The organism is Pseudoclavibacter sp. RFBG4 (assembly GCF_002931515.1).
In the GTDB taxonomy this organism is placed as follows: Bacteria; Actinomycetota; Actinomycetes; order Actinomycetales; family Microbacteriaceae; genus Pseudoclavibacter.
Genome location: NZ_PSYC01000020.1, coordinates 202,029 through 213,366, shown reverse-complemented (window position 1 = coordinate 213,366; position 11,338 = coordinate 202,029). Strand labels below are relative to the sequence as shown.

The 11,338-nt window shown below is 65.2% G+C and carries 10 protein-coding genes and 1 tRNA gene; 1 reads left to right on the top strand and 10 read right to left on the bottom strand.

Annotation, left to right across the window (positions count from 1 at the left end):
* Nucleotides 1–34: 34 nt before the first annotated feature.
* The 7 genes from C5E10_RS06060 to C5E10_RS06030 all read right to left on the bottom strand — a co-directional run bounded on the left by C5E10_RS06060 (nucleotide 35) and on the right by C5E10_RS06030 (nucleotide 7,323).
* Nucleotides 35–709 (bottom strand): IclR family transcriptional regulator, encoded by a 675-nt coding sequence (locus C5E10_RS06060; RefSeq protein ID WP_104330867.1) that lies wholly within the window; start codon nucleotides 707–709, stop codon nucleotides 35–37.
* A 107-nt stretch (nucleotides 710–816) separates the two neighbouring features.
* Entirely contained in the window at nucleotides 817–1,350 is a 534-nt protein-coding gene (locus C5E10_RS06055) for a HutD family protein (protein ID WP_104330866.1), read from the bottom strand.
* Between the two features lie 37 nt (nucleotides 1,351–1,387).
* Entirely contained in the window at nucleotides 1,388–1,990 is a 603-nt protein-coding gene (locus C5E10_RS06050) for a hypothetical protein (protein ID WP_104330865.1), read from the bottom strand.
* On the bottom strand, nucleotides 1,987–3,192 hold the full coding sequence (locus C5E10_RS06045; protein ID WP_219820328.1) for a glutathionylspermidine synthase family protein: 1,206 nt from the start codon (nucleotides 3,190–3,192) through the stop codon (nucleotides 1,987–1,989). The genes C5E10_RS06050 and C5E10_RS06045 overlap by 4 nt, the downstream gene beginning before the upstream one ends.
* A gap of 154 nt (nucleotides 3,193–3,346) precedes the next feature.
* A complete protein-coding gene (locus C5E10_RS06040; RefSeq protein WP_104330864.1) occupies nucleotides 3,347–4,453 on the bottom strand; it encodes a M23 family metallopeptidase in 1,107 nt (368 codons plus the stop codon).
* A 154-nt stretch (nucleotides 4,454–4,607) separates the two neighbouring features.
* Nucleotides 4,608–5,864 (bottom strand): FAD-binding protein, encoded by a 1,257-nt coding sequence (locus C5E10_RS06035; RefSeq protein ID WP_146080175.1) that lies wholly within the window; start codon nucleotides 5,862–5,864, stop codon nucleotides 4,608–4,610.
* Between the two features lie 136 nt (nucleotides 5,865–6,000).
* A complete protein-coding gene (locus C5E10_RS06030; RefSeq protein ID WP_104330862.1) occupies nucleotides 6,001–7,323 on the bottom strand; it encodes an SGNH/GDSL hydrolase family protein in 1,323 nt (440 codons plus the stop codon).
* Nucleotides 7,324–7,573: 250 nt separating this feature from the next.
* Here C5E10_RS06030 and C5E10_RS06025 point away from each other — a divergent pair, with 250 nt between their 5' ends.
* The gene (locus tag C5E10_RS06025) at nucleotides 7,574–7,924 is read left to right on the top strand and encodes a hypothetical protein (RefSeq protein WP_104330861.1); all 351 of its coding nucleotides are present in this window, start codon (nucleotides 7,574–7,576) and stop codon (nucleotides 7,922–7,924) included.
* A gap of 83 nt (nucleotides 7,925–8,007) precedes the next feature.
* Here C5E10_RS06025 and C5E10_RS18825 read toward each other — a convergent pair whose 3' ends face one another.
* The 3 genes from C5E10_RS18825 to C5E10_RS06015 all read right to left on the bottom strand — a co-directional run bounded on the left by C5E10_RS18825 (nucleotide 8,008) and on the right by C5E10_RS06015 (nucleotide 11,337).
* Nucleotides 8,008–9,042 carry a hypothetical protein gene (locus C5E10_RS18825; RefSeq protein WP_146080174.1) on the bottom strand — a complete coding sequence of 345 codons (1,035 nt, stop codon included), beginning with the start codon at nucleotides 9,040–9,042 and terminating at the stop codon, nucleotides 8,008–8,010.
* A 1,116-nt stretch (nucleotides 9,043–10,158) separates the two neighbouring features.
* Nucleotides 10,159–10,231: transfer RNA gene (locus tag C5E10_RS06020), tRNA-Asn, on the bottom strand.
* Nucleotides 10,232–10,329: 98 nt separating this feature from the next.
* Nucleotides 10,330–11,337 (bottom strand): D-isomer specific 2-hydroxyacid dehydrogenase family protein, encoded by a 1,008-nt coding sequence (locus C5E10_RS06015; protein ID WP_181062669.1) that lies wholly within the window; start codon nucleotides 11,335–11,337, stop codon nucleotides 10,330–10,332.
* Nucleotide 11,338 lies beyond the last annotated feature (1 nt).

Sequence of the window (11,338 nt, the reverse complement as noted above, 5' to 3'; positions counted from 1 at the left end):
GTGAGGAATGGGGACGAGTGCTGCCCGGGACCGCTCAGGCGGGGCCGGAGCGCGCTGACGTCGTCGCGCTGACTGAGTGCTCGATGCTGGCGGCCGCGCCGCTGAGGAGGGCGCCGTAGCGCTCGACCTTGCTCGTCGTGATGCGGTAGCTCGGAACCAGGACGCTGAGCGAGCCGATGATGCGCTCGTGGAGCACGATGGGGGCGGCAACCGCGGTGACGTCCTTCTCGACGCCGCTCTCGAGCGTGACGTAGCCGACGGCGGGCGTCTCACCTCGAAGCACCCGGCCGGTTGCCGAGCCCTCGAGCGGAATGGTGCGTCCGACCCAGTTGGTGTGTCGGACGGAGTGGGTGCCCTCGTGGATGGCGATGTAGAGAGCCTGGTCCGCGTGACCGGGCACGCTGAGGTAGACCGACTCGCCGGTCGACTCTGCGATGTCGCGCAGAGCTGGCGAGCAGAGCAGCGCGAGGTTGTCGTTCGAGAGCGCTCGCGCCCCGAGCTGCATGATCCTGCTCCCGGCGTGGAAATCACCGGCTTCGTCGCGGCGCACGAATCCGGAGGATTCGAGCGTGCGCAGGAGCCTGAGCGACGTGCTGGGTGAGAGTTCCGCGAGGCGCGAGCTCTCGGCCAGGCTCAGGCTGCCGTGCTCGCAGACGATCGCGAGCAGGGAGAGCGCCCGTTCGACTGTTCGAGTCGAGGGTTCGGCCATCTTGCCTCCTTCATTGCAGGCAACCGTAGACGTGGAGCGTTTCGCGGAACGACCGCGTTTGTTTCCACCTAGTAAAACGCGCCTGCCATCAGATGGCAAGACTCCTTTCAGTTTCGAGACGCTGCTCGAACGACCGCGAACAGCCCGCGCCCACCGGAGACCGCCGCTGTCGCACGTCCCTCGAGCACCGCGGTGTCGAAGTGGCCGAGGATGAGCGGTCCGCAGATCAGCTCACCGACGAGAACGACGACTGCCACGGAATCGAGCGACAGCTCCCGTGCATCTCGGACCAGGGCCATTTCGAGAGCGGGACTCGCATGCGAGTACATGAGATTCAGCACTTGCGAGCTGCCAGCGACGGATGCCCCGACGACGTGCTGCGTGCCGTCGAACCGCGCCTGCTCCCCCGGGCCGAGCGTCACCTCCCGGCGGTCGATCTCGAGACGTACCGCGTCGATCGCGAGCTGCACACGCTGCGTTCGCGGAATGATCGAGAACTCGGCTCGCTGCTCGATCGTCGCGATGCTCAGCGACCAGCCACCTCCTGCCGGCATGGCTCTGATGGTGCGCGTCACCCCCTGACCGTTCTGCCAGGGCGCGGGCTGGAGCTCGTCGTAGCGGATCACGTCGGCGGAGGTCATGCCGCTATTCTCCAGCCCGTGACCGGATTGAGCGGGGTCAGCCACCCGTCGAGCTGCCGCTCCCGCCGCCGCCCTTCACCGTCGAGCCGAACCCGGACTTCCCCGTCGCCCCGAAGCCGCTCTTCAACGGCGCCCTCGACCCGACGGTCGCTCCCGCTGGGGCCTTCTGCGCGACGTCGGAGTGGGCGGACGAACCGGGGGCCGCGAAGCCGCCGGAGGTGACGGGCGCCCACGAGCTCACGCGAGTGCTGTTCCAGCGAGAGGAGGCGAAGAGCACCGGCCCCAGCCAGAGCGCGGAGCTGTAGTGGGTTCCGTAGCTGCTCGACGACTCGCACAGCGACTCGGCGTCTCCCTCGACCTGCTCGCCCTGCTGCTCGAGAAGCTGGATCTGCTCGTTCACGTCGGCGAGGCAGTCTTCCTTCGACGTGTAGGTCGGGCGTTCCGCACCATCGGGCAGCACGTAGTTCTCGCCGTCGGCTCCTTCGACGACGACGCCATCATCTGGGACGGTGCTGCAGCCAGCGAGAAACATCATGGCGGCCGCGACTCCCATCGCCCCGACGGTCTTCGTCGTCGACGGGCGGGCCACTCCGGACAGGGTCACGCCACGGCTGCGACGCAGCTTCGGTTCGTACGTCATGGTCGCTCCTCATGATCGGTGATGTAGTGGGGCACGAACTCAGCCAGGTCGCCCGTGATGGGCCCGCTGGTCTCCCGAACGTCGATGCCGGCAGGCGTCTCTCCCACGACCCAGGAACCCACGATGACCGTCTTGCCATCGATGTTCGCGAGCGTGGCCCGCTCCTGGTACACGAAGCCCTCCGCGCCGTAGTCGCCGCCGTTCTCGGCCGTCTTGCGCCCCACGAGGTCGTACATCGTGACGTTGGCCCCCTCGCGTCCGAGCTTCGGCTTCTCGACGTACGCCCTGCCACGGAGTCGATCGGGGGTCTGGTACGCGGCCAGCAGCAGCGGATGCTCGGGGAAGAGCTCCCAGAGCACGACCAGGAGCTGCTTGTTGGAGAGCATCATCTTCCAGATCGGCTCGACCCAGGCGGTTGTCGCTCGCGTGGTCGGGAAGTACTGCGCGAACTCCTCCCGCACCATCCACTCCCAGGGGTACAGCTTGAAGATGCGCTCGATGCGCTCCCCGTCGCCATCGATGAAGCCGTGGGCGTCCTCGTCGAACTGCACATCCTCCATGAAGATCTGCTTCACCTCGAAACCGGCGAGACGCGCCGTCTCCGCCATGTAGCCGACGGTGTCGGCATCCTCGACGATGAGCTGCCCGTCGCCGCCGTCGTGCAGCGACGCGAGATGGAGCCGCGCGCCCTGCGGGAGGAACCAGCGCTGCACTCGGAGGTGCACCCACTGCTCCACGAGCAGCTCGTGCAGGAGGTTGAACTGGTCGGCGCCGTCGCCCCGTGTCTCGACGAGCCACTGCCATTGCGCGGCGGCGGACTCCACGAGCGACGTCGGTGTGTCCGCGTTGAACTCGAGGAGCTTGATCGTGCCTGCGGCGTCGTACGCGAGGTCGAATCGTCCGTACACGGTGGGATCGTCCTCGTCCCAGGACTTCTCGACGAGGTCCCAGAGTTCGACCGGTATGCCGAACTCGGCGAAGCGACGATCGCGCACGATGCGCTCGCACGCCTCCATGCAGAGCCGGAACAGCTCAGTCGTCGCCTCCTCGAACGCATCGATCTCGGCACCGGTGAAGCCGTAGGCCGCTTCTTCTTGCCAGTATGGCCGTCCACCCTCGGACTCCATGTCGTAGAAGGTGAAGCCGATGGAATCGAACCTCGCTCGCCAATCGGCTCGCGGAGCACTGTACGTGCGAATCACAGCTCGTCCATCCTCGGATCTCTCCACTCACCGACTGAACTGCCGATGAGCATCCCCAGCAACAGTAGGGCCAGAGGGTCGAGAATACCCGGAGAAATGGCGCTGACGGGATGCCCTGGCCCGGCCAACTCCGGGCCGTGGCCCGCCTCCGTGTCTAGGGAGCCGTCGACGGGTCCGGTGCGGCCGACTCGGACTCCGTCGGCGACGTCGGGGACGTCGGCTCCTGCGATTGCGAGGGAGCTGGACTGGGAGACTCGGGCTCCTGGCTCGGCGACGTCGATGGCGGCGGCGTGGACGACTCGGTCTCCGTGGGAGACGGTGCCGGCGACGTCGTGTTCTCCGGGGGCGTCGAGGGCTGGGCGGTCTGCGCTGGCGCAGGCGTGTCGGGCACCTTGTCAGCCGGCGGCTTGAGCGTCTGCTCGTTCTCCTCCCAGAACTCCTTCTCCGACTGGTCGTTGGTCGGCGGGTTCCACGTCGGTGCCTCGCCGAAGATGTCCACGGCAGCCCCGTCCGCGTACTTGTTGAGGAACTTCTGCGGGTCGACGTGGGTCCCATCGACGATGGTCTCCAGGTGCAGGTGCGGCCCGGTCGACGCGCCAGTGTTGCCGAGCAGGCCCACGAGCTGTCCGGTCTTGACCTCGTCCCCGACCTTGACCGCCGGCGAACCTGCGACGAGGTGGGCGTACACGGAACGCACCTGCAGGCCATCGATGCGGTGCTCGACGACAACGTGGGCCCCGAGGCCGCCGCTGTCGGTCGGAACGGACTCGATCACAATGCCGTTGGCGATTGTCCCGACCCGCGTGCCCTGTGGGCCGGCCATGTCGAGGCCGCGGTGGTTCGAGGAGCATCCAGAGCACGGTGAGGTGCGCGGCCCGAAGCCATCGCTGATCCGCACGAGGCTCATGTCGACGGGCCATTGGACGCCCGGCACCACGGTGCCGTCAGCGGATCCCGCGGCGGCGCTCTGCACGGCAGGAACATCGCGGGTGTCGATGAGCTGACCGGGAACGCTGCCGGAGACGGTGTAGGTGACCCCTTCGTGCTCCTTCGAGCTCACGACCGGCACCGTCGACTGGCCGTCGTCAACCGCTCCCGTCACGGCAGCTGCGCCGATCGATGCGGCGGCGATGAGGCCGAGAGTCGCGGCGACGACTGGAACGGCGAGGAGCCTGGCGCGACGGCGTTCCTTCGCTCTGCGCGCGCGCCGACCCGGGACGTCGAGGTGGGTGTCTGACGTGGCGGTGGATGACTTCGGCAAGGGAGTCTCCTGCAATTCTGCAAGTTGGTGCTTCACGGGCAACGTGTCCGAGTCTAAGGAACCTCGCGCGAATGGGGAAGTACCGATTCAGGAAGAAGTGGACTATAGCCCGCATTCCGACACGATTTCCCGACCGTGAACGTCGCGAATGCCCTTAGATATCAAGAAGGCGCTCGCTGAACGTGGACACGAATTTCCGATCTGCATCCGTCTCTGAGACAAGCCGCCGGAATGACGGCAGGCGCGGGTAGAGATCGTTGAATTCAGCGCGGCCGAGCGAGGTGAGCTTCCCCCAGTGGGGCCTCGCCTCGAATGGGCTGAGCCCGCGCTCGATGACGGACAGGAGTTCCAGGACGGGCGCCGCGAGCTTCTTCCACGTGAAGGCCACGCAGAGGACGTCCTCGCCCTGGGTCGGACTGAGCCACAGCTCATCCCCCGCCATGGTCCTGAGTTCGCAGACGTGCAGCAGCGGTTGTATGCGCGCGGAATGCGCACGGACCGCCTCGAGCGCTGCCGCCGCATGTCGGAGCGGCACGAAGTGCTCGCTCTGCAGCTCCGAGCCGACGCTCGGTGCTGAGCCGATCGGAAAGTGGGGAAGCCGATCCCACCAGGGTCCCACCGAGCCGTCCCGGGCCGTCACGGTCTCGGAGTCTGGAGCGCCCGGAACGCGCGGCGATCCGAACAGATCATCCTCGACGTCGACGTCATTCTCGGACTCCGGGATTCGGGACTTGACGAGCACCTCGCTGACGGCACCATTGAAGGTCGTGAATGCGCTGACCGAATACCCCGAGCGGTGGACCTGATCCAGGTTCTCGAGATAGGTGCACCACGGCATCGGCCCGTAGGCGTCCTGTCGCATGCTGTAGCGCGGCTGAACATCCAAGGTGACCCGCGTGACTATCCCGAGCAGGCCGAGGTTGAGAACTGCGCCATTGAAGTCTGCGGAGGCCCGCTCGATCGTCCGAAGCGAACCGTCTGGACCGAGGATCTCGAGAGCACGCACCGCGGTGCTGAGAGAGCCGAGTGCGGTCCCTGACCCGTGCGTGCCGGTGGCGACGGCTCCGCCGACGGAGATGTGTGGCAGCGACCCCTCGTTGTGGAGCGCGAATCCTGCCCGGTCTATCTCGGGCGCAATCTCCCCGTAGGTGGCCCCGGCGCTCAGCGTGACGGTCATTGCGCGCGCATCGATGACCAGATCCGTGCTGAGGCCACTGAGGACGACGAGGACACCCGAGGAGTCAGCGACATCGCTGAACGAATGGCGAGTGCCGAGTGCGTGCACACGGTCGCTCTCGGCCACGATGCCTGCCGTCTCGTCGATCGACCGGGGCGCGACTATCGCTCGTGCCGAATAGGTCAGCGACTCAGCCCAGTTCAGACTGCGCTGTTCTGGACTGTTCCTGGTCATCAGCTGCACGCCTTCGTGAGTCTTGTTGCTGGGCGTCTCAAGAGGACCACGTGTCGACGTGTCCACGCAAGTCCGTGGACCAGACCTCCATTGCCTCGGACACCAAGTCCCCGCGGCACCCGAGGACTGCCGCGGGCTATTCGACCGTCACGCTCTGGCAGGGCGGGAGATAGTCCCTGCCTGCACCGAAGTTGATACCCACCGTGCAGATGGAGTATTCGCCGGGTTGCAGGTCGAAGGTCATCGAATAGGTGTGTCGCCCTGGGATGCCGTACTCGTACAGATGCGTTGAGGCGCGAGAGGCCATGGTGGTCCTCCAGACTCCATTCACGGTGACACCGACGGGGATCGACGTGAAGAGGTCCGAGGAATCGAATGCGTGGCCGGAGACCGTCGTCGTGCTCCCATCGACCGAGATGCTCACGGTTGACCGTGCGTCGAACTGCCTGATCGCGGTGCTGTAGGTGTTCCCGTCTCGCACGAACGTCGAGAAGTACCTTGCCGCGACCCCCTGTCCGGTGCTGTTCATGTGCGTCAGGTCGCTCTCCGACATCCAGAACGAACGGGGATTGAGGCCACGGGCGATGCTGTCGCGGTCTGCCTGAGTGGGGACAAGACCGGCGTCGTAGAGCGCCCCGTTGGAGAGGTAGTCGGCGAGGGGAATGACGCGTTGTCCATAGTTTTGCCTGATCCAGGCGTTGATGTCCTTGCGGTGCGCCGTGAGCGGATGCTCGTTTCCTCCCCAGGCCGGTGGGAGCTCGACAACGTAGAACGGCGCGTTCGAGGTGGCCTGGTGCAGCTTGATCAGACGGGCTGTGTCGTCCTTGACACGCTCGGGGTCGCCGAGGTCGTTCGACCCGAGCCAGAAGATCGAGACGGCACCGGGGCGGGGCTTGTCGAGCGAGACGATGGGGGTGTTCTTCGCGACTGACACTGCGTTGCCGGCCTCGTCTCGGGTGAACACCCAGAGCTGGCTCGGGTCATCCAAGTCAGGTCGGGTGCTCAGCTTGCCCTTGATACCGCCGATCTGAGCGTCCATCACAACCCGCCCGAGCTTCTCGTCGCCGGACGCCTTGCCGACGGGGATGCCGAGCTGCACAGAACCGGATGACGGGATCGTGACGTCGCGGCCCAGGTACATCTGGTGCACGCCTCCGGCCGTGGCGATTGCAGTCGAGGTCATTCCGCCAGCGGAGTTGTTGATGACGTTCCACCCGGGCATGGCGTCCTGGAGCGCACCGTTGCAGATCCAGTTCAGGCTCGAGGAGCCGTAGCACTGGACGCTCTGCGGACTCGCACCAAGCGCGTGCTGGACATCGACAGCAGTGCTTTCCGCGGATGTGATGACCGTTGGGGGCGTCGGTGGCAGCGATGCGGAAATCGCCGAGTTCAAGGCCGCACCCAACAGGGCGGCACTCAGCACCAGAGCGGAGAGCCGGCGGCGAGTTGCGGTTCGCATGTCGGGTTCCGTTCATTTCGTCTGGGGAGGGTCCCCCAGACTGCGCGTCTTCGTCGTCTCGGCCAGGCGCACGACAACAGGCAGCGGCGGGAACCTCATGAGAGATCCGAGCCGCAGCGGAGCACCCACTGGGGATAGTCCTGAACCATAGCGCCCGTTGCCAGCGACTCGCGAGGTCGGCTGTGCTGGGTCTCTCCCCCTCTTCTTCCTCCACACAGCCGCTGGGGGGCGGGTCAACTCGGCCAAGGGCATGAAGCTCGCATCCGAGTGGACCCCGTCCAGCACGGCCGTGCACTGCACGTCCCTGGCACAGCTGACGAACGTCCTCAAGACCTTCGGCCTCGCGGTCACCCTGATCGACCAGGAAGCGGTCATCGACGGCAGCACCGTCTCCCGCGACCGTCTTCGCTTCTCATGCGTTGAGGTGCGTGATACGGCGCATCGCGAGCCTCGGCAAGTATCCGAACAGGACACGCGCGTCCGCCGAGACCACGTCATGCTCGGCTTCGCCGACATTGATGAACCCGGCGGCGGCGAGTTTCCACATCCATCAACGAGAGGGGGCACGAATTACGCCTCACAGCCTGAGGCTTGGGAGTAAGAACTGGCGGACAATTCCCATTTGATCGCGCCATCGAATGAGTCCCCAAAGTGGAGCGGCAACAGGCTCATGCCTCAGAACGCCTACGGCATCGAATGTGCTAGCAGACGCGATGCAGCTGTGCCGAGATAGATCATGTCGTCTGAAACCGCGATCGCGGTTGGTGCTGGGGCATCTACGGTTACTATCTGCTGGAAGGTCACCCCTCCATCTGCCGACCGGAACACTGCGCCCTGGGTAAGGGTGAACAGTTCACTTCCGCGAACGTACAGATCAATGACACGTAGGCCATTTGGCATGACGACCACGCGCAGCGATCTGGTCTCCGTGGAGAATATGCGCAGTCCAGCACCGCTCGCACTCACGATCTGTGTCCCGAGCACCTGAACGTGCTGCGGATTACCAGAGGCGTGCAGTTCGCCTGAGAATTCAGAAACGGAGAGCCATGTCCCGCTCGTCGGGTCGAAGGACCTCAGCGGTTTGACTGCTGCCGAACCCCGCGCCTGGACATAAGGCAAACCACCGACGACTGCCAGCCAGTAGTAGCGGTCGTTGGCGACGGTCGGGTCATTGTCACCTTGGAACGAAACCTGCCAGGATTCATCGCCCGTGCGCCGCCAGATGGTGGGGGCAGCGCTACCGCTCGCCGAACTCGCGCCCACGGCCCATGGCCCGGACGACGACTGGTCACTGAAGTCGTAGACGTGGTACGAAGGACCGACGGCAGCCTGGTTCCAAGTCTTGCCGCCATCGTCCGTCCAAGAGAATCCTCCGTTGGGATCGAGAGGGTCGAGCGGTATGTCTTGCAGTGGGTCGATGTTCGGAGCGACGAGCCCCCAGGCAGTGGGTCGATATACAGCGATTTGGTGGGTGTAGGCGTCTTGACGGTTCCCGAGAAAGGTGCCGGACGAGAGATCGAACGGGTTGATGGCTATCGGTCCGGTGTTCGCGTTGTAGTCGCCGTAGCCGGCGTAGAGGGCACCTGCGAAGACCTCGAGTTCGATAATTCGCCGACCAGGCTGGGTTGGTTGAGCCGCCGCCTCCGGGTGAACTCCAAGAAGAGTCCACCCCGAAGCCGACTCCGACGCCGACGCCATTGGGGCGGCAGTTGCGGACATGAGGATCGGGGCAGACCAGATCGCCAAGCCCGCAAGGCCGCGACGCGTTACGAGACACCGATCATTCTCAAGCCCCGGTTCAGCGACACGAGCCCCGGTTTCGACCTTTCGATTGACCACCACGTTAGCTGCACCAAGCCGCACGTACGTACCCAGGGTGGCCGCGATTGGGTCCCGAGGCGAAGCCGGCAATAATCAAGCTCTCCTGCGTCACGCTGAGCGTCCCACCGGTACCGGTCGAGTGGTTTCCCGGCCGCGCGAACGACGATCCGCCCGCACCGGTGGATCCGTTGCCTCCGCCAGCTCCGCGCACCTCGAAATCGAGCAATTTCGTACTTGCACTGACGCTCAGATCATGGATTCCTGGCTGATTCCATTCGATCGAACCTTCGGTGCAATTCGAAGATGCGGCTGCAAATAGCGCCGCCGCGGCCGTGGCGGCAAACGGCACTGACCAGGCCGATCTCTGCAGCACAACTCTTCGGTCAAGCTCTCGCACGCTGCGCGCCATAGTAGTGCCTACTCACATATCGCTCGGAATCACCGCGAATGCGGCGCTGGCAAGGAAAGATGAAGTTGCTCTCAGTGGACAGAAAATGTGTTGCGCAATGAGGAGCAAGTTCTGCTCGAGCGTAGAAGATCGGAGTTCATTGACGAGCAGTACGAGGCTCCCTGTCGGAAAATGCAGCATTAGTGACGGATTCTGGGCGCGTCGGCATCCGTCGATTGCTCGGCCGACGCGCAAACGGTAGTTTGCCTCGGCGAGCACGGTCGACCGAGCCCGTCGCCGGGCCTGCTCGGGAGTTGGGTTGCCGCAAGACGCGCGCATGCGCGGACACCGCCGTCGCCTGGCAGCTGGGAATGCCGGCCTGGTGGCAGCAGTACGGCAGCTCACGAAGCAGCAACGCTCGGCCAAAGGGTGAAAGAACTGGTGGTCCCATGTCCCGCTCCGCAACCACAGCCACAGCGGCATGAGCGAGTCCCATCTGAAACACGCCGCAGGATGAGTTCCTCTTCACGCGCGAGCTCATCCACACGTTTTGTCCTTCAAGCCAGGACCACGAGTTGCCTGACAACGAAAGAACCCCAGCGCCTGAGGCGCTGGGGTTCCGATTGCTCCCTGAGATGGACTCGAACCATCAACCTGCCGGTTAACAGCCGGCTGCTCTGCCAATTGAGCTATCAGGGATTGGCAACTCGAAGAGACTAGCAACACCTTCGCCCGAATGCGAAATCGAGCCGCTGGCGTGTCGCGCGCACCCCGGAACCGCCGTCGTCGAGCCCTCCTCAGTAGCCCCGAACCGGATCCGCGATGCCCACGAACCGGCCAGTGGATACGAACGCCTCCACGTTGCGGCGCACACGCTCCTGGAGCAGCGGCTGCACCATCTCAGGCGTATCCGCCGCGTGCGGCGTGATGATGAGACGCGGCGTGGTCCACAGCGGGTGCCCGTCCGGCAGCGGCTCGGGCGAGGTGACGTCGAGACCGGCCCCGGCGATCCAGGACTCCTCGAGCGCCACCTGGAGCGCGTCAGGGTCGACCAGAGGCCCCCTGGCGATGTTGACAAGCACCGCGGTCTCCTTCATGGCACGCAGGCGCGGCTCGTTGATGAGTCCGCGAGTCTCGTCGGTCGCCGCCGCGGCGACGATGACGACGTCCGCTTCAGGCAGCACCTCATCGAGCCTGTCTGCGGTCACCGTGTGAGTGGAACCGTCAACCGGCAGGTTACGAGCCCGAACGATCGTCGTCGTCACGCGGAAGGGCTTGAGCAGGTCGAGGAGCTCGAGCGCGATGCCGCCAGCACCGATGATGACGACGTGCCTGCCGTACAGCGAGGTGCCCGTCTTCTTCTCCCACGTTTGTGCGGAAAGGCGCCTAGGGAACTCGCGGAGCAAGCCGAGCGTCAGCGCAAGCGCATGCTCCGCGACGGGCTCGGCGTACGCCCCCTTCGCCGAGGTGAAGAGCACCCCGCGCTCGGCGTGCGGCTTAAGCCTGGCCGCGAAGTTGTCGATGCCGGCGAAGGGCAGCTGCACCCAGGTGACCTGCGGGTTCGCATCGAGGGCGTCGATGAGTCCCTGCACCTTGGATGCGGACAGGTAGACGATCCCTCGCGTCTCCGGGCCGAGGTCCACAAGTCGTCCGCCGTTCGCGACGACCGCGTCAGCGAAGGGGGCAGCATCCCCCTCTGGGAGCAGCGTCACTGCCCCGGATTCAGGACGAGCATCCCCCTCGAGCAGGGTCGCCTCCTCAGCCAACCTCGCCGTGTGCTGAACCTGCGTGCTGCTCGCGCTCATC